Source organism: Ruegeria sp. CJ6 (assembly GCF_056536665.1).
The window spans coordinates 261,821-288,097 of record NZ_JBQFQB010000001.1; the positions used below are offsets into that span (position 1 = coordinate 261,821).

At 56.7% G+C, this 26,277-nt stretch carries 27 protein-coding genes and 1 tRNA gene; 25 read left to right on the forward strand and 3 right to left on the reverse strand.

Features of this window, described 5'->3' with window-relative positions; genetic code table 11:
* Positions 1–3 precede the first annotated feature (3 nt).
* The 6 genes from ACR0BT_RS01295 (at position 4) to ACR0BT_RS01320 (ending at position 6,215) form a co-directional block, all read left to right on the forward strand.
* Positions 4–444, forward strand: coding sequence for a TrgA family protein (locus ACR0BT_RS01295; protein WP_170405320.1), 441 nt, complete (start codon positions 4–6; stop codon positions 442–444).
* Positions 445–473: 29 nt separating this feature from the next.
* Positions 474–1,592 (forward strand): NUDIX domain-containing protein, encoded by a 1,119-nt coding sequence (locus ACR0BT_RS01300; RefSeq protein WP_480762375.1) that lies wholly within the window; start codon positions 474–476, stop codon positions 1,590–1,592.
* Positions 1,593–1,658: 66 nt separating this feature from the next.
* On the forward strand, positions 1,659–2,693 hold the full coding sequence (locus ACR0BT_RS01305) for a cysteine synthase A (RefSeq protein WP_170393289.1): 1,035 nt from the start codon (positions 1,659–1,661) through the stop codon (positions 2,691–2,693).
* Entirely contained in the window at positions 2,693–5,146 is a 2,454-nt protein-coding gene (locus ACR0BT_RS01310) for a DUF3772 domain-containing protein (RefSeq protein WP_480561642.1), read from the forward strand. Before ACR0BT_RS01305 ends, ACR0BT_RS01310 begins: the two co-directional genes overlap by 1 nt.
* 87 nt (positions 5,147–5,233) lie before the next feature.
* Positions 5,234–6,061 (forward strand): GMP synthase, encoded by an 828-nt coding sequence (locus tag ACR0BT_RS01315; protein WP_480762376.1) that lies wholly within the window; start codon positions 5,234–5,236, stop codon positions 6,059–6,061.
* 64 nt (positions 6,062–6,125) lie between these two features.
* Positions 6,126–6,215, forward strand: a tRNA-Ser gene (locus tag ACR0BT_RS01320).
* 107 nt (positions 6,216–6,322) lie between these two features.
* Here the strand turns inward: ACR0BT_RS01320 and ACR0BT_RS01325 are convergent.
* Positions 6,323–7,201, reverse strand: coding sequence for a LysR family transcriptional regulator (locus ACR0BT_RS01325; RefSeq protein WP_480762377.1), 879 nt, complete (start codon positions 7,199–7,201; stop codon positions 6,323–6,325).
* A gap of 96 nt (positions 7,202–7,297) precedes the next feature.
* Here ACR0BT_RS01325 and ACR0BT_RS01330 point away from each other — a divergent pair, with 96 nt between their 5' ends.
* Complete coding sequence (locus tag ACR0BT_RS01330; RefSeq protein ID WP_480762378.1) at positions 7,298–8,605, forward strand: aminotransferase class I/II-fold pyridoxal phosphate-dependent enzyme; 1,308 nt, start codon at positions 7,298–7,300, stop codon at positions 8,603–8,605.
* A 58-nt stretch (positions 8,606–8,663) separates the two neighbouring features.
* On the opposite strand, the gene ACR0BT_RS01335 is transcribed toward ACR0BT_RS01330, so the two are convergent.
* Positions 8,664–9,335, reverse strand: coding sequence for a GntR family transcriptional regulator (locus tag ACR0BT_RS01335; protein WP_170405336.1), 672 nt, complete (start codon positions 9,333–9,335; stop codon positions 8,664–8,666).
* A gap of 128 nt (positions 9,336–9,463) precedes the next feature.
* Here ACR0BT_RS01335 and ACR0BT_RS01340 point away from each other — a divergent pair, with 128 nt between their 5' ends.
* The 5 genes from ACR0BT_RS01340 to ACR0BT_RS01360 all read left to right on the forward strand — a co-directional run bounded on the left by ACR0BT_RS01340 (position 9,464) and on the right by ACR0BT_RS01360 (position 13,661).
* Entirely contained in the window at positions 9,464–10,408 is a 945-nt protein-coding gene (locus ACR0BT_RS01340) for a class II glutamine amidotransferase domain-containing protein (RefSeq protein ID WP_170421277.1), read from the forward strand.
* On the forward strand, positions 10,405–11,118 hold the full coding sequence (locus ACR0BT_RS01345; protein WP_480762379.1) for a GltB/FmdC/FwdC-like GXGXG domain-containing protein: 714 nt from the start codon (positions 10,405–10,407) through the stop codon (positions 11,116–11,118). The genes ACR0BT_RS01340 and ACR0BT_RS01345 overlap by 4 nt, the downstream gene beginning before the upstream one ends.
* Entirely contained in the window at positions 11,103–12,527 is a 1,425-nt protein-coding gene (locus ACR0BT_RS01350; protein ID WP_170393281.1) for an FMN-binding glutamate synthase family protein, read from the forward strand. The genes ACR0BT_RS01345 and ACR0BT_RS01350 overlap by 16 nt, the downstream gene beginning before the upstream one ends.
* Positions 12,528–12,577: 50 nt before the next feature.
* Positions 12,578–13,222, forward strand: a complete 645-nt coding sequence (locus ACR0BT_RS01355; RefSeq protein ID WP_480762380.1) for a type 1 glutamine amidotransferase — start codon at positions 12,578–12,580, stop codon at positions 13,220–13,222.
* Positions 13,223–13,310: 88 nt separating this feature from the next.
* Entirely contained in the window at positions 13,311–13,661 is a 351-nt protein-coding gene (locus ACR0BT_RS01360) for a hypothetical protein (protein WP_170510291.1), read from the forward strand.
* On the opposite strand, the gene ACR0BT_RS01365 is transcribed toward ACR0BT_RS01360, so the two are convergent.
* The gene (locus ACR0BT_RS01365; RefSeq protein WP_170393278.1) at positions 13,658–14,797 is read right to left on the reverse strand and encodes an FAD-dependent oxidoreductase; all 1,140 of its coding nucleotides are present in this window, start codon (positions 14,795–14,797) and stop codon (positions 13,658–13,660) included. The two genes, ACR0BT_RS01360 and ACR0BT_RS01365, sit on opposite strands and share 4 nt — an antisense overlap.
* 92 nt (positions 14,798–14,889) lie before the next feature.
* On the opposite strand from ACR0BT_RS01365, the gene ACR0BT_RS01370 reads away from it, so the two are divergent.
* The 13 genes from ACR0BT_RS01370 to ACR0BT_RS01430 all read left to right on the forward strand — a co-directional run bounded on the left by ACR0BT_RS01370 (position 14,890) and on the right by ACR0BT_RS01430 (position 26,274).
* Positions 14,890–16,182 (forward strand): glutamine synthetase family protein, encoded by a 1,293-nt coding sequence (locus ACR0BT_RS01370; protein ID WP_170405351.1) that lies wholly within the window; start codon positions 14,890–14,892, stop codon positions 16,180–16,182.
* On the forward strand, positions 16,182–16,448 hold the full coding sequence (locus ACR0BT_RS01375) for a EutN/CcmL family microcompartment protein (RefSeq protein WP_170393276.1): 267 nt from the start codon (positions 16,182–16,184) through the stop codon (positions 16,446–16,448). Before ACR0BT_RS01370 ends, ACR0BT_RS01375 begins: the two co-directional genes overlap by 1 nt.
* 43 nt (positions 16,449–16,491) lie before the next feature.
* Positions 16,492–16,800 (forward strand): BMC domain-containing protein, encoded by a 309-nt coding sequence (locus ACR0BT_RS01380; protein ID WP_170393275.1) that lies wholly within the window; start codon positions 16,492–16,494, stop codon positions 16,798–16,800.
* Between the two features lie 23 nt (positions 16,801–16,823).
* A complete protein-coding gene (locus ACR0BT_RS01385) occupies positions 16,824–18,008 on the forward strand; it encodes a hypothetical protein (RefSeq protein WP_480762381.1) in 1,185 nt (394 codons plus the stop codon).
* Positions 18,008–19,387 (forward strand): aldehyde dehydrogenase family protein, encoded by a 1,380-nt coding sequence (locus tag ACR0BT_RS01390; RefSeq protein WP_170662353.1) that lies wholly within the window; start codon positions 18,008–18,010, stop codon positions 19,385–19,387. Before ACR0BT_RS01385 ends, ACR0BT_RS01390 begins: the two co-directional genes overlap by 1 nt.
* The gene (locus tag ACR0BT_RS01395) at positions 19,384–20,007 is read left to right on the forward strand and encodes a BMC domain-containing protein (protein ID WP_170393272.1); all 624 of its coding nucleotides are present in this window, start codon (positions 19,384–19,386) and stop codon (positions 20,005–20,007) included. The genes ACR0BT_RS01390 and ACR0BT_RS01395 overlap by 4 nt, the downstream gene beginning before the upstream one ends.
* Entirely contained in the window at positions 20,007–21,188 is a 1,182-nt protein-coding gene (locus ACR0BT_RS01400) for a malate dehydrogenase (RefSeq protein WP_480762383.1), read from the forward strand. The genes ACR0BT_RS01395 and ACR0BT_RS01400 overlap by 1 nt, the downstream gene beginning before the upstream one ends.
* Positions 21,185–21,595, forward strand: a complete 411-nt coding sequence (locus ACR0BT_RS01405; protein WP_170510692.1) for a Rid family hydrolase — start codon at positions 21,185–21,187, stop codon at positions 21,593–21,595. The genes ACR0BT_RS01400 and ACR0BT_RS01405 overlap by 4 nt, the downstream gene beginning before the upstream one ends.
* Positions 21,596–21,691: 96 nt before the next feature.
* The gene (locus ACR0BT_RS01410; RefSeq protein ID WP_170510280.1) at positions 21,692–22,972 is read left to right on the forward strand and encodes an ABC transporter substrate-binding protein; all 1,281 of its coding nucleotides are present in this window, start codon (positions 21,692–21,694) and stop codon (positions 22,970–22,972) included.
* A 65-nt stretch (positions 22,973–23,037) separates the two neighbouring features.
* Positions 23,038–23,889 (forward strand): branched-chain amino acid ABC transporter permease, encoded by an 852-nt coding sequence (locus tag ACR0BT_RS01415; RefSeq protein WP_170393269.1) that lies wholly within the window; start codon positions 23,038–23,040, stop codon positions 23,887–23,889.
* Positions 23,890–23,891: 2 nt separating this feature from the next.
* On the forward strand, positions 23,892–24,839 hold the full coding sequence (locus tag ACR0BT_RS01420) for a branched-chain amino acid ABC transporter permease (protein WP_480762385.1): 948 nt from the start codon (positions 23,892–23,894) through the stop codon (positions 24,837–24,839).
* Complete coding sequence (locus tag ACR0BT_RS01425) at positions 24,836–25,567, forward strand: ABC transporter ATP-binding protein (RefSeq protein WP_480762386.1); 732 nt, start codon at positions 24,836–24,838, stop codon at positions 25,565–25,567. The genes ACR0BT_RS01420 and ACR0BT_RS01425 overlap by 4 nt, the downstream gene beginning before the upstream one ends.
* The gene (locus ACR0BT_RS01430; RefSeq protein ID WP_170393266.1) at positions 25,567–26,274 is read left to right on the forward strand and encodes an ABC transporter ATP-binding protein; all 708 of its coding nucleotides are present in this window, start codon (positions 25,567–25,569) and stop codon (positions 26,272–26,274) included. Before ACR0BT_RS01425 ends, ACR0BT_RS01430 begins: the two co-directional genes overlap by 1 nt.
* Positions 26,275–26,277: the final 3 nt, after the last annotated feature.

Genomic DNA, 26,277 nt, shown 5'->3' on the forward strand with positions numbered 1-26,277 from the left:
CGAATGCCTACAGCCTCACGTCTCGTCGCCGCGTTGTGTCTGCTGGTGATCGCGTTCCTTGTGTCGGGCATGATTATCGATAACGGGGAAGAGGGTAAGGACTATGGTTATTTCACCTACGTGAACATAATCCTGGGTTGGATCTGCGGCTGGGTTGTCATGGGTAAACGTGCTGGCCGTGGCTGGACCGCGGCCGTCAACAACGGTTTGACCGGTGTTGCGGCGCTGGTGTTCTGGGGGCTGTTCGTTCAGGGCACCTACGAGATGTTCAGTCAGGCGATGCGCCATCGGTTTGGTGGTCCGTTTGAGGCTCTGCTTGCTATCTTTCAGATCGGGATTGGCTATGGTGAACAGCTTCTGGCACCGGAAATCCTGCTTACGCTGGGTTTTGGTGCTGTTCTCAGCGGGATACTTACCGAAATTGCCTTTCGCCGCTGGCGTTAAATCTGATCTGCCAATTCGGGGCCTCAACTTTGTCCAATCTGTTTTTCTATGGCACTCTGCGCCATGTCTCTTTGCTGGAACTCGTCATGGGTCGCAGCGCAGACGATTTATCGGCGATGCAGGCTGTTTTGCCCGATCACGCCGTATACGCGGTTCAAGATCAACCCTTTCCAATGATTGTCACCGAAAAGGGCAGTAAGGCCAGTGGCGTTCTGGTGCAGGGCCTAGGTGACGTCGAGCGTAGTCGATTGGCCTTCTATGAAGGCGGTTTCGAATATGAACTGCGCCCGGAGACAATCGTGACTGAGGATGGAAAAGAACATCAGGCCTTGGTGTTCTTTCCGGATACTGACATTTGGAAAAAAGGCGCACCGTGGGATCTTGAAACCTGGATCAGGGATTGGGGTGCGCTTTCGGTGTTCGCGGCAGACGAGGTGATGGCCCATTTTGGAAGAGTCGATGCCTCGGACATCGTGCGCAACTTTCCAGCTATAAGAACACGCGCCTGGGCCAGATTAGCGGCAAGACAACGTGGAACGGGGGATGAGCGGAGCGTTGCGGATGACGTGATCGTTCATGACCGCAAGCACGCTTATGTCAACTATTTTGGGATGGATGAAATTGAACTGCAGCATCGTCAGTATGACGGCGCCCTGAGCCCGGTGCTGCATCGCAGCGGGTTGATGCAAGGGGCTGCAGTGATCGTCCTGCCTTATGATCCGGTGCGCGATACGGTGTTGCTGGTAGAGCAATTTCGCGCGCCCGTGTTCTTGATCGACGACCCCGAGCCGTGGATGTGGGAGCCTGTGGCTGGCATGATCGACCCGGGCGAAACACCTCAGCAGGCGGCCACCCGCGAGGCCATGGAAGAAGCGCAGATTTCACTATACCAACTGGAATATGCAGGTGGTGCCTATTCATCCAGCGGATCGTCAACAGAATATGTTTATCTCTATGTCGGTCTTGGGGATCTGACTAGTACGGTTGAAAGCGGTGGCCTCGCTTCGGAAGGTGAGGATATCCGCAGCAGAATTCTGCCGTTTGATGAATTCATGAGCATGGTAGATGCTCATGTTTTCAAGGATCTGCCGCTTCTAACTCTTGCTTATTGGTTGGCGCGGAACCGCGATCGACTGCGCGCTAAGTGATCGCTGCTTGTGATCGCGTCAGGGCACCTGTAAATCTGCTGCAATACCATATGACAAGAGGATGCCATGCGCATTGCACGAGACCTTGCCGACGCCGTCGGTAAAACACCTTTGATCCGGCTGCGTCGCGTCAGCGAAGAAACGGGATGCGAGATCCTCGGCAAGGCCGAATTCATGAACCCGGGTCAGTCCGTCAAAGACCGTGCTGCGTTGTTTATCATCCGCGATGCGATAGCGCGCGGTGATCTGAAACCCGGCGGCACGATTGTTGAGGGCACGGCCGGGAATACCGGCATCGGTCTGGCGCTGGTTGGTGCCTCGATGGGGTTCAAGACGGTGATCGTCATTCCTGAAACCCAATCCGAAGAGAAAAAGGATATGCTCCGCCTGGCGGGCGCTCAGCTTGTGCAGGTGCCTGCGGCGCCGTACCGTAATCCCAACAACTTTGTGCACTATTCGCGCCGTCTGGCCGAGCAGTTGGCTCAAACCGAACCAAATGGCGCGATTTGGGCCAATCAGTTCGACAATGTCGCCAACCGTCAGGCACATGTGGAAACCACTGGTCCCGAAATCTGGGAGCAGACCGGCGGTAAAGTCGATGGCTTCATCTGTGCCGTTGGATCGGGTGGTACTCTGGCCGGGGTGGCCGAAGCGTTGCAGCCCAAGGGTGTCAAGATCGGTTTGGCTGATCCGATGGGGGCGGGGCTCTATTCCTTCTACACCACTGGTGAGATCGCGATGGAGGGAGGTTCTATCGCCGAAGGTATCGGACAGGTGCGGATTACCAAGAACCTAGAAGGGTTCACACCTGACCATTCCTGGCAGATTACCGATAGCGAAGCGCTGCCCTATATCTTCGATCTGCTGCGCGAAGAGGGTCTGGTGATGGGCGGGTCAACCGCGATCAACATTGCCGGTGCCGTCCGTTTGGCGAAAGAACTGGGGCCAGGGCACACCATTGTTACGATTTTGTGTGACTATGGCACTCGCTATCAATCCAAACTGTTCAATCCTGAATTCCTGCGTGAAAAGGAACTTCCCGTGCCCGATTGGATGACCGATGCGCCGCGCAGTATTCCTGGCGTGTTTGAGGACGTGTGATGCTGCGACAGGTCCGCCTGTGTCTGGTTCTGGTGCTATTCTGCTTGATTGGTTTGGGCGGGATTGCCTCTGCCCAACTTACTGACCGGCAGAGCGAATATTATCAGGGCTGGGTCAGCACGGCGGACCGGGCGGAATCTGTTATTCGCGCGAACCGTGCATCCAACGCAGCATTAGAGAATTTGCGTTCGGAAATAAATGAGTATCGCGAAGACTTTAACAAAGCCCGAGGTGCCAACACCGATCGTATTCAGACGCTGGAAAGCCAACTCAAGGCGCTTGGCCCAAAGCCGGCTGACGGGGAAAGCGAGGCCGAAGACATTGCCAAGCTGCGCGCGCAACTCGAAACCCAGTTGAACAGTTTGCGTGTTCCCCGCATCATCTCGGAAGAGGCTTTCAGTCGCGCGAATGGGCTGATCAGCGAAATTGATCGGATCGTCCGGGATAGACAAAAGAAAGAGATGCTGAAACGCGGGCCGTCGCCGCTCAACCCCGTCTATTGGGGACCAGCCTGGGTCGACATCAAAGAGGCGACGCACAGTCTTATTAACGAAACCATCGAAAACTTGCGCTCTGATGTGGTGCGCGAACAAATCCGCGAGCGCGGTCTTGGCATTCTCGTGCTGTTGGTTGTTTCAGCAGTTCTATTGCTGTTTGGGCGCAAATGGTCCGAGAAAGGCGGCGAATATCTCCGCTCGCTAGGAGGTAGCGGCAGCGGGGTTTGGACCTTTATTGTTTCGCTGTTGCGCATTCTTTTGCCTTGGTTGGGCGTGTTGGCGTTGGTCACCGCCGTCGTGCTAACTGGCGTGCTGGGCCTGCGCGGTACACTTTTGTTCCAGCAAATCCCCTATTGGGCCGCGATTATCTTCTATTTTGATTGGATCGGCCGGCAGGTCTATCTGATGGGAGCGGCGCAGAACTTCCAAAGACTGTCCGCAGGTAAAATCAGAGAATTGCGGGTTTATATCGACCTGTTGGCGGTCATGCTTATTCTGCACGAGCTGGCGCAATTGTTCGAGCAGATCGAGAATATCTCGGACGCGACCCGCGCCGTTGTTGGCTTCCCGATCGTTGTGGTATCGGCCCTTCTTTTGCTGCGTGTGCGTCAGGTCCGCCAATCAGAGCCTCAGCAAGAACAGACAGACCAAGAAGCTACCCGCCGTGGCGCAGGGTTCAGCCAATTGGTCGAGTTCCTGCGGCGCGCCTTGTTCATGCTTGGGATTGCGACTCCAATCTTGGGGGCCTTCGGATACATTAACGCCGCCGAAGCTATCGTATTTCCTGCCATCAAAACGCTGGTTCTGATTGCAGCTCTGGTGATCGTGCAGCGATTTATCGGTACAGTGTATGGCTGGCTTTCGGGGCAGGGCGACGCCGCGCGCGATTCACTGTTTTCGGTTCTGGTCGGGTTCGCGCTTGCCATTCTGGCGTTGCCGATATTAGCGCTTTACTGGGGCGCGCGGCAGACGGATCTGCTTGAAGCTTGGTCGCGATTGTTGCTGGGGTTCGATATTGGCGGGGTTACGATTTCACCCAGTAACTTCCTGACGTTCGTTGCCATTTTCGCCATTGGATATACGCTGACCCGTTTGCTGCAAAGCGGGCTGCGCAATTCACTGCTGCCGAAGACCAGCATTGATCCCGGCGGGCAGAATGCCATCGTGTCGGGTACCGGATATGTCGGAATTTTTCTAGCGGCACTGATCGCCATCATGGTTGCCGGTTTTGACCTGTCCTCGCTTGCGATCGTGGCGGGTGCTTTGTCGGTCGGCATCGGTTTCGGTCTTCAGACCATCGTATCGAACTTTGTCTCAGGGATCATCCTGCTGGTTGAGCGTCCTATCTCCAAAGGTGACTGGATCGATGTGAACGGCATGATGGGATATGTGCGCGATATCTCAGTCCGGTCGACGCGGATCGAGACGTTCGACCGGACGGATGTGATCGTTCCGAACTCGGACCTGATCAGTGGGGTGGTTACGAATTACACCCGGGGCAATACGATTGGCCGAGTGATCGTGCCTGTAGGCGTCGCCTATGGTACCGATACCCGCAAGGTCGAAACTATTCTGGGCGAGATCGCAAACGGGCACCCGATGGTTCTGGCCAATCCCGCGCCCAGCGTAGTGTTCCAGGGCTTCGGTGCAGACTCGTTGGATTTCGAAATCCGCGCAATCCTGCGGGATGTGAATTGGGTGCTGTCTGTCAAATCCGACATGAACCACGAGATCAATCGCCGGTTCGTTGAGGAAGGCATCGAGATACCGTTTGCGCAGCGTGACCTGTGGCTCCGTAACCCTGAGGTGCTGACGGGTCAGTCCGATCCGTCCAATGATGCTTCTGCCGTGGATGACGACCTATCACCCCATGCGCCATCGACAAAACCAGTGGACATGACAGCGGACGATCTGGACGCGGCAGGGGATCAGGACGGCGAGGGCGACAACCACTGAGCGTGATGCGATCGGCATTTTCCCGCAAATGGTTATCGGACTGTTTCATTTTGATGTAGTCTGAAGTCATTTGCAGGAGGAATTTTGATGGTTACATTTTCACACAGCCTCGCGCGTATTGCCGTCTGGAATCTGGCCGGCTTCAATCCGGTGAACACAAGTCTGGGTATTCCAGCCAGCAGTGACCGAGTCACCCATCAAATCGAAGGGCTGGCCCTGCTGGACGCCGAACTGATCACTCTGGTCGAGGTCAGCCCCATCGAACATATTGATCGGCTTGCCTTGGGTCTGGCCGATAAGGGGCTGGACTATCAGGTCAAGATCCTGCCGCAGCCCAACGGCAATATCCATATCGGGTTTCTGCACAAACCGGGGGTCTCGGTGATAGGTTTGCAGCTGATCGACGGCTCGGAAGGTGACGATCCCGGCGGACGTCAGGCCCTGATCGCCGATGTCGAGGTCGGCAAATTCAAGGCCAAGCTGATCGCTGTGCATCTTAAATCCGGACGAGACCGGCCCGAGCAGCAGATACGTGACAGCCAATGCAGGATTATCGGAGACAAGATCGCCGAGATCCGCTCGACCCCCGGTCTGACACAACGCACGATTCTGCTGATGGGCGACTTCAACATGATCCCCGGTCAGGACGTCAGCAATTTCCACCATCTTGGTGGGGATGACATGATGGACTTTGTTTCGTGCTGGGATCTGCAAGACCGATTTTCGCATATTCTGGATAGGGGTCGCGCCAATTTACTGGACGGTTTTGCCGTATCACGCACTTATTCCACCGATTATGTCCGCGGCAGCCTGCGACTGTTTCCAATGCACTGGACCATGAATATGGGGCGCGAGGCGTTCAAGGATGAGGTGTCGGATCATCTGCCATTTGTTGCCAGCTTTCGTATTTTCTGACCCGTCCATTTTTGCGAAAGGGGCCTTGCACTCGGTTCAGAAATTCGCATAAGTCACCTCTACCGGAGAGGTGGCCGAGTGGTCGAAGGCGCACGCCTGGAAAGTGTGTAGGCGGGAAACCGTCTCCAGGGTTCGAATCCCTGTCTCTCCGCCATATGCCCTATGAAATCTGAGTTGCCTTGCGGTCTATGCGAGACTGTTTTGTGCACGGCTTTCAATGTGAAGTGTCGTGCACAATGCACCGGATTGATGAGATTTGACTCAATCTGACAACAAGGCGATGACTTGATCGGTTTCGGGTCTTCGTCGCGATGCCACCGGCACTTGAACCGCTAGAGCACGCCCTGTCGGGCAGAATTGCGCGTGGGCCGTTACGAGTGCACCAGATTTCAATGGCTCTTCGAGTAAGCATAGGTGCCCCATTAGCACGCCAGCTGCGGCCTTGGCCTCTTCCACGGCAAGGCTGTAAAGCGAAAACTGCGGGCCAGTTTTGACATCTGGGACCTCACAACCTGTGCTTCGCGACCATGTGGACCAATCGCTGCTCCACGTCTGATCGTGCAACAAGGGAGTGCCTTGAAACCCGTTGTTGTCGGTCACCCGATCCAGCAGAGCAGGGGCGCAAACCGGTTGGGTTTCATCCTCGCACAGAACAATTTGGTCAGGTGCTTCGTCCAAGGTCGCGAAGAAGATCGCCAAATCGAACATCTCACGCGAAAGGCTGGGTGGTGTTTCCAGCGCCGTGACCGAAAAATTGATATGCGGAAAACACTCTCTGATCCGGCGTAATCGTTTGGGCAACCAGAGTTGGGCAACAGCAGGCAAGGCGGCGATGTGAAAATCGGCATTTGGTTTAAGGTTTCGCAAGGCCCGAGCGGCATCGCCCATCTGATCAAAGGCTGTGGTGAAGACAGCGACAAGTGATTGACCTTGGGGCGTCAGTTCAACCCCTTGCGCGTTGCGGCGAAACAGCGGCGCACCTGCCCAACCCTCCAACGCCTTTACATGTTGCGAGATCGCCCCCGGTGAGACGTTCAACTCTTCCGCCGCCGCGACAAAGCTGACATGCCGCGCCGCGGCCTCGAACGCCCTCATTGCATTCAGCGGAGGTCCCTTGGGGCGTTTGGGGGAGACACTCATTGATCTAGCCTTAGTTTTTCTACGCCAAGAAATAACAATTCTGCTTTGCGGTGTCACGCGAAAGCCGCCAAACTGCAAAAAACAGGAGGATGTCAGATGACACTTGTACAAAGAGATTGGGTGCCTGCCGCAAGCGAAACTCTGATCCAGGACATCGCGACAAAGGCCGCATCGTTGTCGTCTGGCGATCTTCTGGCCCGGATCGAGCATCTGGCGGACGAAAACCGCCGCATTCACGAAAAAGAGTGCTTTAACCTCAACCCGGCGACAAATGTCATGAACCCGAGGGCCGAGGCGCTATTGTCTTCGGGCATTGGATCCAGACCATCGCTGGGATACCCCGGTGACAAATATGAAATGGGACTGGAGGCGATCGAAGAGATCGAAGTTATCGCCGCAGAACTATGTGCCGATGTCTTTGATGCGCAGTTCGCCGAGGTTCGCGTGCCCTCGGGGGCCATTGCCAACCTCTATGGCTTTATGGCGACCTGCAAACCCGGAGATACGATCATCGCTCCGCCCGCGTCGATTGGTGGCCATGTGACTCATCATTTGGCGGGGTGTGCGGGGCTGTTTGGTCTGCGCACTATTGAGGCCCCCGTCAATGCGGATGGGTATACCGTTGATCTGGACCGGTTGAGGGCATTGGCGAAGACCGAATGCCCCAAGCTAATCACGATAGGCGGCAGTCTGAACCTGTTTGAGCATCCCGTGGCCGAAGTGCGTGCGATAGCGGATGAAATCGGCGCAAAGGTCATGTTCGACGCCGCCCACCAGTGCGGGATCATCGCCGGGCATGCGTGGTCCAACCCGCTGAAGGAGGGTGCGCATTTCATGACCATGAGTACCTACAAAAGCCTGGGCGGACCGGCCGGGGGTCTGATTGTGTCAAACGATGCAGAAATCGCCAAGGCGCTGGATGCAATTGCTTTCCCCGGTATGACAGCCAACTTTGATGCCGCAAAAACGGCTGCACTTGCCGTCACCATGCTGGATTGGAAAGAGTTCGGCTCAGCCTATGCAGATGAGATGATTGCGATGTCCAAAGCACTTGCTGCCGCGTTGGATGCGCAAGGTGTTCCGGTCTTCGCGGGTGGAGAGGGTTTCACCAATTCTCATCAATTCGCGGTACTGGCAGCGCCGTATGGTGGCGGTCAGACTGCCTCCAAACTGCTTCGAAAATCCGGGTTTCTGGCATGTGGCATCGGATTGCCAGTTGAGCCGGTGGAAGGCGACATGAATGGCCTACGGATCGGCACGCCCGAGCTGGTCCGGTGGGGTATGACAGGAGGAGATGCAGAGCGTCTGGCAGAACTGATCCGACGTGGCTTGGGCGGTGAATCCGTTCTATCCGAGGTATCTGGATGGCGCAGTGAGTTCGATAGGTTGCATTTTGTGATTTGAACCAGTTGCGGCCAATCAGGTCTCAGGCCCTGATTGGTCGCTCGATCAGAAACGCGGTTTAGCCGTTATCCGCTTCTTTCAGACCTTCGATCTGAAGGTCGAAACCTTCCTGAATGTGGCTGGTGAAAGTTTCCAGCGCTTCGGTGACATCACCCGTCGCAATCGCGTCAACGAGCGTCAGGTGGTTTCCGAGCGATTTGGAGATATCGACGTTTTCAATCGCCGAAAACAGATGGAACGCCATTGCTTTGCCCCAAATCATATCGAACATGTCGATCAGAAATTTGTTGCCCGCCTCAACCATGAAGGCACGGTGAATGCGCCGGTTTGCGATAAAGTAGTCTCGGGTCGTCGGCTGGCTCAGATCTTCTTCGCGACGAATGAGTTCGCGCAATCGATCAAGAACCTCTGGTTCAGCGTGTACCGCAAGTATGCGCGCGGCTTGTCCTTCGATGGCTGCACGTGCCTGGTATAGTTGCCGCACCTCGGTCTGGTCCATGCGCGCCAGTCGAAATCCGCCGCTGGCGGCCACTTCCAACACGCCTTCAGTCTCCAACCGCATGAGCGCTTCACGTACAGGCGTCCTGCTGATGTTCAACTCGGCGGCCAGCTTTTCCTGCACCAGCCGATCTTCACCGGTGATCTCGCGACTCATGATGGCTTCGACCAGTTGGTCATAGACCTCGTCCGCCAGGCGTCTGCGTTGTGTTTTGATTTGTTTCAGAGCCACTCGGAGCCTCTCTTTCTGTCCTTCATGAATTCTGTATTCAATAAAACAACTGCTGCCAAGGCGAATGGGGTTGCTATTGTTCGTGTACTGTATACAGTATACAAGAAAGAATGAACAGGGAGCTCTTCATGTGTGGAATTGCTGGTAGAATACTGGCCGCGCCCGGGAAGGTTGGGGCGGATCTTGTTGACCTGATGGATGCGCAGGAACATCGAGGCGCCGACAGCACTGGCTTCGCCGTTTATGGTTTGCCACGAGAAACGGGATACGTTCTACGCGGAATGGGATTCGACAAGTCTCAACAGGATGCGGATCTCTCCGCGTTTGAAACGATATTGCGTGAACACGGAAGCAGCTTTCTGTCTGACCCCCAAATCGTAACGGACCAAAGTCGTCACTATTGCTTTCGGATGGAAATTTCAGACCCAAGGAATCTTCAAGCCTGGGTCGCGGACGCGGATGAGCTGACAGACCGCATTGAAGTTCAATCCTGCGGCCGCAGTCTTGAGATCATCAAGGATATTGGCGGTGCCGAAGCCGTGGCCGAAAAGCACGGAGTTCGCGATATGATAGGAACACATGGGCTGGGGCATGCACGGCTTGCTACGGAAAGTTCGGTATTGCCTAACGCATCGCATCCGTTCTGGGCGCGCCCATTTTCGGATGTCGCGATCGTACATAACGGGCAGATCACCGATTACTTCACCTGGCGCGATAAGCTGACCCGAATGGGTTATCGGTTCTTGACTGAGAATGACAGCGAGTTGATTGCCGTCTGGGTCAGCGACCAGATGAAGGCGGGCCTGACCATGGAGCAGGCGCTAAAGAAGTCCATTACCTCTATCGATGGTGTGTTTACCTACATGATCGCAACGCCAAACGGGATTGGGTTTGCCAAAGACCGATTTGCAATGAAGCCTCTGGTCGTCGTCAACCGCAATGGCGATCTGGCGGCTGCGACCGAAGAACAAGCGGTCCGCCGGGTGATGACCGAGGAATGCGATGTGATCAACTACGACGGCCCGTCGCTGACCGGTATCTGGGGCGTCGGAAACCGGAGTTTGGCGGCATGAATGAGGTGGCTGCAAAGATGGATGAGATCGTCATCGAAGTCGGCAAGCGACATATCCGCGAGGTCAATCGTGAGATAATGGAAGCCTGCACAATGGGTCGGCCGATCCGCGTGGTAGATACGCTGTCTCGTCATAATTTGGGCGTGGGTCTGCCAGACAATGTGGATATCACATTTGAGGGCTCTGTGGGGTACTACTGCGGCGGCCTCAACATCGGGGCGAACATCACAATTGAGCGCAATTGTGGGTGGGCCGTTGGCGAAGGTATGGCCAAAGGGCACATCACTGTCGGTGGCTATGCCGGTATGTCCTGTGGTGCTGCGATGATCGGCGGCACGATCCATGTCAAAGGCGATGCGGGCCCAAGGGTCGGCGTTGCGATGAAAGGTGGAAACATCGTCGTCGAAGGAAAGATTGGCTATCAGTCCGGCTTCATGGCGCATTCCGGTCGGATCATAGCGCTTGGCGGAGCGGGGGAATCCTGTGCTGATGCGCTTTGGGAAGGTGAGGTCTGGGTAGCTGGCGAGGTCGACAGCCTGGGTGTGGATGTCGACGTGATCGAACCGACTGCTGAAGAAGTGGCCGAGGTCGATGCGATCCTCGACCCGCTCGGGCTTGTCGACAGTTCGCGAAATTGGCGCAAAATGGTTTCGGGCCAGCGTCTTTGGTATTTTGAAAGCAGGGACGCAAGCGCATGGCTCATGATCTGAGTAAACCTTACGAATATCCGTTCGACGTTGCCTCGGAAGAGGAAATCAGGTTCCGCGATGCGGGAGCGATCGACGGCCGCCCGGCTGGCGTTCCTTCGTCGTATGATGAAGGAGGTTCGACCCGCTGGACACCCGAGGCGATCTCGGAAGTTCACGCGCTGGCGCAGCTTGGGCGCTATCAGGTACGTGGATACAACACGTTCAACAAGCAATTGCCGACCTTTGATGATCTGACATTCGTTCCTGCAACGATGACCCGCCTGCCGCTGGAAGGCTATCGCGAGAATTGCGATACGACGACCGTACTGGGTGGAGGGCGCGGCCTTGTGGAGCGCCCGCTTGAATTGAAGATCCCGATCTACATCGCTTCAATGTCCTTTGGTGCTTTGTCGGCATCGGCCAAGGCATCGCTGGGTTATGGGGCCTCGAAAGTAGGAACCATGACTTGCACGGGTGAGGGTGGCATGCTGGAAGAGGAGCGCGAAGCCTCCCAACGCCTGCTCTATCAGATGTCACCCGCGCGGTATGGTGTGGATCTGGATCATCTGCGCCGCGCGGATGCCTTGGAACTTGTCGTGGGGCAGGGTGCGAAACCCGGAACCGGGGGTCTGTTGCTGGGTATGAAGGTCAGCCCGCGCGTCAGCCAGATGCGAACTTTGCCCGAAGGCGTGGATCAGCGATCTACGATCCGCCATCCCGATTTTCTCGGCGCTGATGATTTGGCAGTGAAGATTGAGGAATTGCGCATCGCCACCAACTATCAGGTGCCAATCTTCATCAAGATGGGTGCGACACGTCCCCGGTTTGACGTGGCAGTTGCTGCCAAAGCGGGTGCAGATGTTGTAGTAGTTGATGGTGCCGAAGGTGGTACCGGCGCGTCTCCGGAGCTGTTGTTAAACCATACCGGTATCCCAACGATGAGCGCTATTCGCGCTGCGCGTGAAGCATTAGATGAATGTGGCATGACCGGCAAAGTCTCTCTCGTGGCTGCCGGTGGCATTCGGTCCGGTGTGGACGCCGCGAAGTGTCTGGCCCTCGGTGCTGACGCTGTGATGATCGGCAACGCGGCTATGGTTGCGCTAGGGTGCAACAGTCCGCGCTATCTCGAAGATTACGCGGCCTTGGGAACATCCCCAGGTGCCTGCCACCATTGTCACACAGGTCGCTGCCCGGTCGGGATTGCGACGCAGGATGAAAGTCTCGAAGCTCGTATGAACCCGAATGCAGGGGCAGAGCGCATTGCGCGCTATTTGACGGCCATGACCATGGAGATTACAGCGCTTGCGAAAGCCTGCGGAAAGTCCTCGGTACACAATCTGGAAACCGAAGACTTGCGTGCGCTTAGTTTTCAAGCGTCAGCTTTCACTGGGGTGAAAATGGCTGGAATTGACAGGGCTTTTGACTGGTGAAAATCGCAGTTCTTGAGTTGACTAGCCACCCGCTGCCATTGTTGGAGGGAATGCCGCGGACTTCACAGCAGATTCAGGAGTGGATCGCCCCACACCTACCGGAAGCCGAGTTCGTAGTAGTAGGGGTTGTTGATGGAGAACCGCTCCCGGACGAGAGCATTTTCGACGGTGCTATAGTCGGCGGATCTGAATTTGGCGTTTATGATGACACGGATTGGATGCAGCCGCTACGTGCCTTCCTGGACCGTTGTCGAGAAATCCGAATTCCAGTCTTTGGTATCTGTTTCGGACATCAGATCATGGCTGACGTCTATGGTGGTCGGGCCGAGAAAGTCGAGGTAGGCAATGTCGTTGGTGCACGGCCCTTCAACTATGGCGGAGATAGTGTGGATGCATATGTCTGGCATCAGGATCAAGTAACAAGCATTCCGGACTCGGCTCGGGTGACCGGATCAGCGGGCCACTGTCCAGTTGGTGCACTGGATTATGATTTTCCTGCCCGCTCTGTTCAGTTTCATCCCGAATACAAGGCGCATCACTTGCGCGATCTGTTCACCAGAGGTCGAGAGGTGCTTTTGTCAGCTACGGAGGCGGATGATGGGATGTCCTCGATCAACGCGGCAAATGTGCCCGACGACATTGCAGCGCTTCAAGCAGTAGAGCTTTTTCGCGGTGCATACGTCCCTGAACAATAAGCGTTTGAGCGAACGGCTCTTGATCCTAATCAAGTCCAGCCAGCCGCATTTTGTATACTGTATACGCAATCGGTTGGGAGATTTGGCAATGACGGGATACAAGGATTTCTTTGAGAGGATTGCGCGGATTGTGAATGCTCCACGCGAGGGAAGTATCAGCGATCTGGAGCTATCGGATCTCGGCCTGTCCAGCGCTGATTTGGCCATGTTGCGCTCTGGCGCGCCCAATGCGCGAGAGCGTATCCTTTCTATGGCAAGTCAGTTTGGTCTTAGCGAAGATGATCTCAATGCACATCCTGAGCTTAGCCTTGAGCTTGCAGAAAAATGTGGGCATTGCCGTCAGGCGAAAACCTGCCGCGATGCAATTCGATCAGGTAATCGCTTGCCGCAGGAGGAGTGCCCGAACTCAGGTTTTTATAGTGCTCTGTCGGACCTTTAACGCCCGCTTGGACTTTCTTTTGGGCTCAGTTTTCTTCGACCAGTGATCTTGAAACGATCAGCCGTTCCGAAATCCTTCATTCCAACACCGGCCGCAAACTCTGCAAAAACCGGCGCGTGTTTGAACAGATGTCCCGAGCAGCCTCCGGCGAACAGCACGTTTTCATGCTCGGGGTGCCAGTCGACAATAAAGTGCGTGTCAGGTGTCAGGATGATTTGGTTGAATTTGGAATCCACCACCCGCTCACCCTCAAGGCCCGGAAGACGATGACGGATATAGCTGCGAGTGCGTCCTAGCGTTTCCTGTCGGATTAGCCTTTCGTCATTGTCCAGATCGATCTTGTCCGGGATGACGACTGCCGCTTTTACCCCTGAACCCTCGGAGGAGGGCAGCCCGAATGAGCCCTGACCATGATCGATCCAGCAGGGCATTCGGCTCATATCGAACTCCTCGGACCCATCTGGCGTTGAGGTATAGAGGACATTCACACCAACCACCGTCGATATCGGCTTGATCGTCCTGGGGAACATGTCCGCCATCCAGGGGCCGGTTGAGACAATGATAAGATCAGCCTCAAGCGGCTTTCCATCCAGCATTGGGCGCTCTGATCCATCGGTGGTCACGCGACCGCGCTGTACGATCCCGCCCGCTCGACGAAACAGCTCAAGCCCGGTCAGGACACAGCGATGCGCCATCAGCATTCCGGCTTCGGGTTCGAACAGGGCGTATTCGATGTCAGGAACGCGAAACTGCGGAAATCGCGATTCGATGTCCTGCCGCCCGAACTTGTAGTAGGGCACACCAACGCGGTCGAAGGTTTCGGCTGTGGCGTTCTCCCAGTCGCAATGACCGCCTGTTGCAAGAATCAGCGCACCGCATTCATACATCAGGTTCTGGCCGCTCTCGGCTTGCAGTTCCAGCCAGCGCAGGCGGCTTTCGCGGGCCCAACGTGTATAGAACTCATCCCGCCCGGAAATCGCACGGATGACACGGTTGTAATCCGTTGAAGATGCACGGGAATGTCCCGGTTCCCAGCGATCTATCAAAGTCACTGCCTCACCACGTCGTTGCAGTGTAAGCGCCGTCATGACGCCGACGATGCCGCCTCCGACAACGATGACCGAGTTCTTGGACATGATGCAGATTTTCCTTGTTTATCGATTGTCTTTGTGAATACTGTATACAGAATACAACAATTATAAAGCCAAAAAACAGGGAGAGCGCATCAATGAGTTCGGGATTTGATCTGCCCGAAGGCACGCACACCGTCATACTTGGTGTGGGTGACCTCAACGGCATCATGCGTGGCAAGCGCATTCCGGCCAGCCACTGGGACCACGTCTGCAAAAGCGGCAATGCGCTGTCGATTGCATTGATGGCGATCGATATGACGTGCGACGTCTGGGATACGCCTTATGTCAATTTCGACAACGGCTACCCCGATATGCACGTCTTCCCAATGACCCAGCCCGTCGCTGTGCCGTGGGAGCCAGGCGTCGCTGTTTGCTTTGGTCGGGCGGAAGGTATGGATCACAAGCCTGTTCCGATCGATCCGCGTCAGGCGTTGGTGCGTCAAGTTGAACGGGCCCGCGAAATGGGGTTCGAGGTCAATGTCGGCACTGAACTTGAATTCTATCTACTGGATCCGGAGACCGGACAGCCGCGCGATAGCGGGATTCAGGTCTACGGTCTGGGCCGCGCCGCGCGTATGGAGCACATCGTTGGACCGATCCGTCAGCAGATCAACGAGTGCGGTATCCCAATCGAGCAATCGAACCCCGAATACGCTGCGGGTCAGATTGAGGTGAATATCCGTTACGGCGAAGCGCTGGCAGCGGCAGATCGTGTCGTCTTGTTTAAGTCGCTGATCCGCCAGCTGGGCATCGCCCACGGCTATCTGGCAACCTTCATGCCAAAACCGTTCTTCGATCAGTCCGGCAACGGCTTCCACACACACTACTCGCTTTGGAAAGACGGCAAGAATGTCTTTGCCGACAACGGCAAGATAAACGATACCGGCAAATCCTTCATCGCCGGGCTGCAACAACGCATGTGCGAAACGGCAATCTGTGGCAGTGGCACCGTCAATGGTTATCGACGCCGTCAGCCTTATACTTTCTGCCCGATCAACACGAGCTGGGGTTATGACAACCGAACCGTTGGTATTCGGGTCATTGAAGGATCCGACAGCGCGGTGCGCGTGGAAAAACGCGATGCTGGTGCGGATGCCAACCCCTACCTTCTGTTGGCTGCTGAGATTGCAGCGGGGCTGGACGGGATCGAGCAGGGCCTGGCTCCGTCAGAACCGACGACCGGCAACGGTTACGAAGAAGGGATCGGCGATCCGATCCCGACCGACTTGCCAACGGCGATCGAACTGGCGCGAGGATCCGAATGGCTTCGCGATCTCATGGGCGAAATGCTGTGGGAGTTGGTATTGCAACAGGCCGAGCGCGAGCTTGAATTCTTCAATCAACAGGTCACTCCGGTTGAGTTGGACCGTTACCTGAGGACTTTCTGATGCATTTGGGCAAGGTCGCCGGGACCGTCACAGCCACGGCCAAAGACGCAAAACTGGTCGGTACGAAACTGCTGGTGACGGATTTGGTCGATAGCAAAGGCAAGGTGATCGAACCGGCGCGGGTCGCCGTCGACACCTGCGGTGCCGGGGTGGGGGATACGGTTCTGCTGGTCAACGGCTCGGCGGCGCGTATGGCCGCCGGTCTGTCCACCGCGCCCGTCGATCTGGCGATCATCGCGATTGTGGATCGCGTGTCCACGACCTGAACCAAGAACACCAAACATCTAAATTTCTTTGGAGGAACTAAAAATGGCGAAACCAGTGGCGGGGCAAATGGCCCTGGGCATGATCGAAACGCGCGGACTGGTCGGCGCGATCGAAGCGGCAGATGCGATGGTCAAGGCGGCCAGCGTTTCGATTGTCGGCCAAACCAAGGCTGGCGGAGGCCTAGTCACCACCCTTGTGCGTGGTGAAGTCGGCGCAGTCAAAGCCGCCGCGGATGCAGGTGCGACAGCGGCAAATAAAGTTGGTGAAGTCGTATCCGTCCACGTGATCGCGCGCCCACATGATGAACTTGAGGCCATAATCGACAGCCTTGGTGCTGGCTCTGCGGCTTAATCCGTCTGTCTTGAGGAGACGCTATGTCAGCCGGTTTCGAGGAATTCACACGTGCAGCGACACGTGGCTCAACCCGGGGTGCACCTGAACATCCCAAGCTCGACCGAATATCGGTGTTGGGCGGCGGGGCTGATGCGCGCCTGTTGGCCGCTCTTTGTCTTGCCGAAGGGGCTGAAGTCACCTTGTTTTCGGCCTATGGGGCCGAACTGTCGCTGTTGGCCCAGTCCTCAGGCATCTCGCTTCGCGGTGAAGGTCCGGTCGGGACCTATCAAGTCGATCGGGATGGGCCGTCGGTGCGCACAACCGCTGAGCTGGATGCAGCGGTGCGCGATGCACAGGTGATATTCCTGACCGGACCGCTTCACAAACAGCGCACGTATGCGATGGTGCTGGCCGATCACCTCAGCGACGGGCAAATCTTGGTCCTTGCGCCGGGACGATCTCTCGGGGCTGTGGAAACAGCCTGGTTGTTGCGGATCGGAGGCTGCGCGGCGGACGTCACGCTGGTTGAGGTTCAGGGTCTGCCATACTGGTTCCGTTCCGAGGGCGCAGCTTTGACGCTTTCGCAGGCGGCACCGATGGCTGCGGCAACCTTGCCGCGCGGTCGGGAAGAGGTTCTGGACGCCGTGTCCGCCTATTTGTCCAACGTTCAGGTGGTCGACTCGGTTTTGTCGTGCGGCTTCAACGATCTGTCGGCCGCAGTCGAGATACCTGCGCTGATCCTCGGCGGTGCCGCAATGGGGACAGGTGGTCCTGGCATTCCAATGGGTGGTGTTCCGCTTGAGGATAACCAGACGTTTGCGTCTCTGATTGGTCCGGACCAGACAGATGTCATTCAGGGTCTTGCAGACGAACGGCGACGCATTGCTGCTGCGTTTGGAGTTCGTAATCTGCCGGAGACAGGGCGGTGGATATCCACTTTTGCCGGCGCCGAACGTGGCTCGGGCGCGCGTCCGATCCCGGATCAACAAACGTCGCGCGGTATGATGCGGGATGGCGTGTTGGGCTCGCTTGTACCTTTGGTCTCAGCGGGTGAGCTTGCGGGTATCCCGAGCCCGCTGACGAACAGCCTGATCGCGATGTCCGACCGAATTTTGGGGGCGGATGTGGCTGCCGCCGGACGGCGCCTCGAAGCAATAGGGGTTTCAGCGGGCGACGTTGATCAAGCGCGCCGTATCTTTGACACCATCGTCACCGGAGCTTCTTGATGGATGCAGATCTGAAATCAATCGCCGCCGCACGGCGTGCCGCAGATAGCGCTTTCGAGGCTTATCGCGCCTTTCTGGGCACCGACCCGGCGCAGGTAGACGCAATAGTCGACGCCATGGCGCGCGCCATCGAGCCCGAGGCCGAACGGCTGGGGCAAATGGCCGTCGAGGAAACCGGATATGGGAATGTGCCGGACAAGCGCGTCAAGAACCTGTTCAACGCGCTTTCAGTCGCGGATTATCTAAGAGATGTGACAACGCTGGGATTGCTTTGGCGCGATGATGCGACAAAGATCGCAGCCTTCGGTGAACCGATGGGCGTTGTGGCAGCTCTGATCCCGGTGACGAACCCCACTTCAACCATCATCTACAAAGTGCTTTCTGCGGTGAAGGCAGGCAATGCGATCGTGTGTGCGCCGCATCCGCGTGGTGTGAGTTGTGGCATCGAAACGGTGCGAATTATGGCGCGCGTGGCTGAACAAATGGGTGCGCCCACGGGTCTAATCCAATGTCTGGATTCCGTGACAATTCAGGGCACAGCCGAGTTGATGAAACATCGCCGTACCTCGGTTGTGATGGCAACCGGTGGTCCTGCCATGGTCAAAGCGGCGTATTCCAGCGGCAAACCCACGCTCGCGGTCGGTGCGGGCAACGTGCCGTGTTACGTACACAAGTCGAAAGCACGCGATCTGGCGGAAGTCGCCGAGATGATCGTGACGTCGAAGAGCTTTGACTACGGGACCGCCTGCGTCAGTGAGCAGGCCGTCGTCGCTGATCCTGAGATCGCACGTGATTTGCGCCACGAGCTTAAATTGAAAGGTGCCTATTTCTGCACACCGGCCGAAGCGGATCGTCTTGCCGGGGTGATCTTCAAAGGCGTGCAGGCCATGGACCCTGAGAAGGTGGGGCAAAGCCCGCAGGCGCTGGCGGATTCTGCCGGTTTTTCCATCCCACCACGCACCCGGTGCCTTGTTTCGGAAGAGACAGAAGTAGGTTGGCAGCGCCCGCTGTCTGCAGAAAAGCTGAACCCCGTTCTAGCGTTCTACGCGGCGAAATCCACAGACCATGGGATCGAGCTGGCGCAATCCATCGCCAAGTTCGAAGGGTGGGGTCATTCCTCGGTCATCCATTCGGACGACCCTGAGATCGTGGCCCGTTTTGCCACCGTGCCGACGGGTCGGGTACTGGTGAATACACCGGGCATCATGGGCGGTATGGGATATTCGACTGATCTGGAACCATCCTTCATGCTGGGCACCGGCACGTGGTCCGGTTCGATCACTTCGGACAATGTGACGGCCCTGCATCTCATCAACATCAAACGGGTAGCCTATGAAAGCAGACCCTGGCGCGACATTTACGAGGAGTATGGCGCATGAGCGAGATTACCATCCGGGCGCTGATGCAGATCGACAACCTGCAACCAAAATTCGCCGCCTATAACGGTGCGACGGTGCAAGGGTCGGTGCCCTTGTCCGGGGATACGGTTTTGATCGGAGAGTTTGCGCCGGGTAACGGAGTATTCTCGCTGATCGACCGGGCGCTCAAGGCATCTTCGGTTGAGGCGACAACACAGATGGTCGAGCGCGAGTTCGGGTTTTTTATCTTGCGGTCTCCGTCGAATGCGGAGGTGTCCGCCGCGCGCGATGCGATGCTGGCCGAGCTCGGCGCAACAATGTCTGACCGGTTGAAACCGGCGATCAGTTCCACGCAGATTATCACCAGCGTCGAACCCTATCAGGCGCAACTGCTGAACAAATGGCGCAAGGGGGCTCTGATCGTTCCAGGGCAGACGTTGGGCATCGTCGAGTGTGCCCCGGCTGCTTATATCTCGATTGCCGCGAATGAAGCGGAGAAGGCGGCAGAGATCGATATTGTCGAAGTGCGCGCCGTGGGGCGGTTTGGCCGCCTGTTCATCTCGGGGTCTGAAAACTCGGTCAAGACCGCCGTCGAGGCCGCAACCCGCGCGATAGAGGCGGTGGACGGGCAAGCCAACTGATGGCAGTGCCGCGCGTCATAGGTTCAGAGGCGGTCGAAGATGCCCGCCGTCGCGGTCGGATCGTGTTTGAAGTCCTGCCCGACGATATCGTGACGGCCTTGGCACGCGAAACTGCCGAGCGCGTTGGCATAAAGCTTGTCGACGGACCGCTGGAAAAGCCACAACCAACGCGTACAGACGCTGCTATTTCAATGCAGCGTGTGTTGTATCGCCGCTCGCCCAAATGGGTTGCTCCGGTGCGTTCGAAACGCAAGGCCCGAAGGCTTGGCAAACTTGCCATGATCGGGGCAGGGGGCGTTGGGGGCAATGTGGCGCATCTGGCGGCGATGCAGGATATCGCGGATGAGATTGCTCTGATCGACATTGCTCCGGGGATGGCGGCTGCAACCGCGTTGGATTTGAATCACACTTCAGGCATCACCGGAGCGCGCGCCCGGTGTATTGGCGGCGAGTCGCTGGACCTTGTGGCAGGTGCCGAGGTGGTCGTGGTGACCGCAGGCCTTGCCCGGCGTCCGGGTATGAGCCGCGCGGATCTGATCGACGTGAATGCGCGCGTGATCCGCCAGGCCGCTGAGGCCATACGCTCCGCTGCGCCTGATGCCATCGTCATCGTGGTGACCAATCCGCTTGACGAAATGACCGTAGAAATGCTGCGCGCAACCGGGTTCCCTCGTGAAAGAGTGCTGGGCATGGCCGGTACTCTGGACAGCAGCCGGTTTCGCAACGCCCTTGCTATGGCTGCGGGAGTAGCGCCCGCTGATGTCGAAGCCTTCACGCTCGGAAGCCACGGGGACGAGATGGCGCCAATCCCAAGCCGGGCCAAAATTAAGGGCAGGGCATTGGAGGTGTCTTTATCGCCTGATCAGATTGAGGCTTGCGTTCAGGACGCCGTGACCGGCGGTGGGCAGGTAGTTGCCCTGAAGAAATCCGGTTCCGCAACCATAGCACCGGCGCACGCGTCGATCGAGTTGATCGACCATATCCGGGGCGCACGCACCGGCCCGGTTCCGGTCTCGGTCATGTTGCAGGGGGAATATGGCATCGATGGGGTTGTGCTTGGTGTTCCTGCCCATCTGGGGTCTTCCGGGTTGGTCGAAGTCGAGGAGTTGCGGCTGACCGATCAAGAACAAGCAGCCTTGCAGAAAGCGGCGGATGCCATCCGATCGAGGTTAGGCCTGTGACCCTCCGCATCTGGAAGTCAGGCGGGCGGTTCGAAGAAGTTGCGTCTTATTCCCGCGCAAAGCGCATCGGTCCCTTCGTTTGGGTCGCAGGGACCACAGCGATCGAACCCAGCGGGCGTATTCATGCGCCAGGAGATGTGGGCGCCCAGACAAAATACATTCTGTCCCGTATAGAAGAGGCGCTTAAGGCCGTCGGTGCCGAGATGCGCCATGTTGGCCGGGTCCGCGCATATCTGACCGATCTGTCGTGCGCGGGTGAATTCGCGAGCGTTCACGGAGAGGTATTCAAGGATATTGATCCTGTTCTGACAGCCGTTCAAGCCGGGCTGACGCAACCCGGTTTGACGGTGGAAATCGATGTGGATGCGGTAATTCACGACGAAAACGGCGAAATCAGCGGAATCTGAACATGAGTCACCAAGAAAGGATTTGATCGAACTATCGTCTTGTGTACTGTATACAGAATACAAGAAGGGCACAATAAGACACAGGGAGCTAATGTGATGATCAAGACAGCGCTACTCAGCGGAACATGTATCGCGCTTGTGGCCTCGGCGGCCGCAGCTGAAATCAAGGTGGGCTTTATTGGATCTCTTTCCTCAGACACCGGTCTGTCGACGCTGCGTGGTGCAGAGATCGCGATTGAAGAGCTTAATGCGAATGGCGGCGTTATGGGGGAACAGATCACGCTGGTGTCCGCCGACACTGGGCAGGACCCGACCGAAGGGGTGCGGGCCTATGAATACTTGGCGGAAACCGAAGAAGTGGATTTCATCATCTCAGGCTCTATCGATGATGTTTCGCTGGGCTGGCTGCCGCGAATGCAGGAATACCGAATTCCGACGCTGGACACGTGGACGTCATATATCGGCATCATCGACATGGTGGTCGAAGATCCCGAAAGCATGGCACCATATTTCATGAACATCGCCTCAGACGAGGCGCTTGCCACGCTCTACATAAATTTTGGTGCCGACGTCCTGAAGGAAAAGATGGGTTGGGACTCCGTTGTCATTCTGGCTGAGGATACAGCGTTTGGCGAAGCGATCACCGGATTGGTGACCGAGGCGCTTGCGCCGGTTGCGGGGATCGAGGTCAAGGACATCATCACCTATGATGTTGCCACCGTTGATTTCGCGCCGATCTTCAGCCGTGCGCAGGATACCGGGGCTGACTTTATCTATCAGGTCTCATCCGTAAATTCGCAGGTGGTTTCGTCGCAATATGTGAAACTGCAGGTCCCCATGGCGATGACAGGTGTGAACGTAGCCGCATTGGGTATGGAATATTGGGAAGACACTGGCGGAGCCGGTGGCGGCATCTCGACCCTGTCTCCGATTCCTTCCGTGGGATTCAAGCTAGATCCGGCCAGTCAGGCCTTTGTTGATACCTATCAGGCCAAGTATGACAGCCGCCCACTGCTGCCGCATTTCAATGGGTTCAACGCCTATCACGGTCTGAAACAGGCTATGGCTGCCGCGGAAGAGGCGGGTGGCTTCGACAATGTCGAAGGCTGGGCCGATGCGATGAAGAAGCAGGATCTGGTGCTTGAGATGGATGGTCAGCTTTGGCTGCGCTACGCCTTCTGGGGCGACGATGAGGTCGAGCCTGTGACAGGCCGCACCTATCCTCACAACATTCGCTTTGATCTGTCTGAGCCGTTTGATGATGCGGCCCCGTCAATGGTCGTTGTTCAGTGGTATGAAGACGGCACTGCCGCAGTTGTGTACCCCGAGAAATACGCGACGGGCGAATTCACGCTTCCCAGCTGGGTCAAGCCGTAACCCGGTCGCGTCGTTAGCTTGAAACGGGTGCGCGGCAGCGCGCACCCGCAGCCAAGGATCCATTTATGTTGCAGATACTGATTCAGGGGCTTTTGCTCAGCGGTCTCTACGCGCTTATAGCAATGGGGTTTACGCTGATCTTCAGCATAGGCCGCGTTCTGAATCTCGCCTATGGCGCCTATCTGATGGTCGGCGGCTACATTTACTTCTGGATATCGCAGTCACTTGGTATGCCAAAACTCATGGGCGTTGCCGTTGCCGCTGTGCTTGGTGTTTTGATGGGAGTTCTGAAGTACCGCCTGATCGTCAAAACGCTCAAAGGGGATCACGTGGCTGTCGAGATTTCGACGTTGATCCTTGCTGTCGTCATTCAGGCCGGGATCGTTTTGGTCTTTGGCGACAGCAGCAAAATCCTTTTGCCGATTGTCCCCGGTGTGATCAATGTGGCCGGGGCCTCGGTCACGTATAACATCCTGATTGCAACCCTTATTAGCTGGGCAATTCTGCTAGGGCTCTATGCCTTTGTGCGGCTCACACATACCGGACGGGCGATGCAGGCGGTGTCGATGGATGCTAAAGGCGCTGCAATTTCCGGGATCGATCCGGATCGCATCAATCTGATCACCTGGGGTATCTCGGGCGCATTGGGCGCAATCGGAGGCGTCTTCTTTGCCAGCTACACTCAGCTATCGCCATCCATGTGGGTGGCGCCACTAATCATCTCGGTAGCCGTCGTTATTGTGGGCGGGATCGGCTCGATCCTCGGTACACTGGTGGTGGCCCATATCGTCGGGTTTCTTGAAGTCATCGTTGTGGCAACGCTTGCACCGGAGTTGCGAGGTGTCTTCACGATGCTGTTGATCATCGGCGTGCTGGTCACGCGACCGCAGGGCCTGTTTGGCCGCGAGGAGCTGTGACGATGGGGCTACGCTGGTTTCACTTTGCGCTCTGGGGTGGCTTGATCGCCGGAATGTTCCTGTTGCCGCAATTCGTCTCGAACGGGACGATGCGCACGATGATATTTGCCAATTATTTGGCCATCTTTGCCATCAGTTGGGACGTGCTGTCTGGCCGAACAGGGTATGTGAGCTTTGGTCATCCGTTCCTGATCGGTATCGGGGCCTATACCACGGCAATCCTGACCAAGCGCTTTGACGTCGCTGTCGAAATCTCGATCCCGATCGCCGTGCTTGTCACCATGATCGCGGGCCTATTGGTGCTGCTACCAGCGCTGCGTATCCGTGGAAGTTATTTTGCGCTCGTCACGCTGGCGTTCATGGAGTTGCTCTACCAACTGGTCCAGGTCATTCGCCCGGATCTGACCGGCGGAACACGCGGCATGTCGGGTATTCAAACTCTGACGCGCGGCGCGGCGAACGGCTATTACCTGTCCACGACGCTGATGTTGGCAATCGCCGTCAGCATGTGGCTTTTGATGAAGACGCGACTAGGTACGGCCTTGTCTGCCATCGGAATGAACGAGGAAAGTGTGCGCGGATCGGGCCTCAGCACCACGCGCCTCAAAGCTTTTGCCTTTCTGACAAGTGCGATGATCGCGGGCTTGGGTGGTGCCTTCTACGTTCACTATCTGGGATCGCTTGCGCCGCGTGCGTTGTTTGATATTAACTTCCTGTTCACAATCATCGTTGCGGCACTTCTGGGGGGAACATCGACCATCATTGGCCCCATGATCGGCGCGTTCTTCATGACATTCCTGTTGGAGTATCTGCGACCGGTCCTTCCTGGCGCCGAACGGTATTTCGTCTACGGAGCCATAGCTCTGCTCCTCTACATGTATCAGCCGAAAGGCATTGTTGAGCTGGTTCGGCGTGGTTTCAAAGGCCTGTGCAAGGGGCGGACGACATGAGCGTGGCGTTACAGGTTACAGGTCTGGTAAAACGTTTCGGTGGATTAGTCGCGACGAATGATCTGTCGTTTTCTCTCAAAGAGGGCGAGTCGCTTGGATTGATCGGTCCCAACGGGGCAGGCAAGACGACCGTGTTCAGCCAGATCATGGGTGAGTTGCGGCAAAACGGCGGAACGATCGAACTGTTCGGACAGGAAATCTCGACGCTGTCGACCCCGCAACGCATTCGGGCCGGGGTCAGCCGAACCTATCAGATCCCACGCCCGTTTGGTGATATGAGCGTTGCCGAAAATATCCGGGTTGGCCTAATGCCCGACAATATCTGGCAGATGATCGTCTCACCCCCAGATAAAGAACGTGAGCGAGAGCTTGCGCTCAGCGTCGGGTTTACAGAAGCGGACTTGAAACGCGCGCCGACAGAACTGGCCATGGGTGATCTGCGTAAACTTGAGATGGCGCGCACAATGGCAACCGCGCCCAAGGTGATGCTGCTGGATGAAGTGTTTGCGGGTCTCACCACAGGAGAGATCGCCCAAATCTCTGATCTCATTCAGTCGATGCGCAAAGATGGGATGACTTTTCTGATCGTCAGCCATGATTTGCCTGCGCTTGAGCCATTGGTCGACCGTGCGATCGCCATTGAACGGGGCACCATGATTGCCGAGGGCTCGTTCAGCGAAGTCATGAACGACAAGGCTGTTCAGGCCTCGTATCTGGGGGGCGCGTAATGTCGTATCTGGAAATCGAAAACCTGTCGGCATTCTATGGCAAGGCGCAAGCGCTGACCGACATCTCGATCACCGTCCAACCCGGTGAGATTGTCGCTGTGGTGGGTCCAAATGGGGCTGGAAAATCGACCTTGCTGGACAGCATCATGGGGCTAGTCAAAATCGAGGGCGATATCCGGCTCAGGGGGCACAGCCTTGCCGGTCGGACGCCTTCCGAAATTGTACGACATGGCGTGGGTTATGCGCCCGAACGCTTCAACCTGTTTCCCTATATGTCGGTGCGTGACAACCTAATGGTCGGTGCCTTCACGGCCCGCGAAGACATCCAGAGCAATCTGGCAATGGTACACAGCCTGTTCCCGCGTCTCGAAGAGAGGGAAGGGCAGGAGACCTCGACCCAGTCGGGCGGGGAACGTCAGATGGTCTCGTTCGGACGCGCGCTGATGACCAGCCCCGAGCTGTTGCTCGTCGACGAACCGACGATTGGTCTGGCCCCGAAAATCTGTCACGAAATCGCCGAGGTGGTGCGCAAGCTCAACAAGGAATACGGGCTGACGGTTGTGATCACCGAGCAAAACGCCAACTTCGCGCTTTCGCTGGCGAGCCGGATTTACGTGCTCGAGTCAGGACGCATGCAGACATCAGGCACCGCAGACGAGTTGCGGAATGATAAGCGATTGCTTGAGGCCTACTTTGGCGGTCACTAGAAG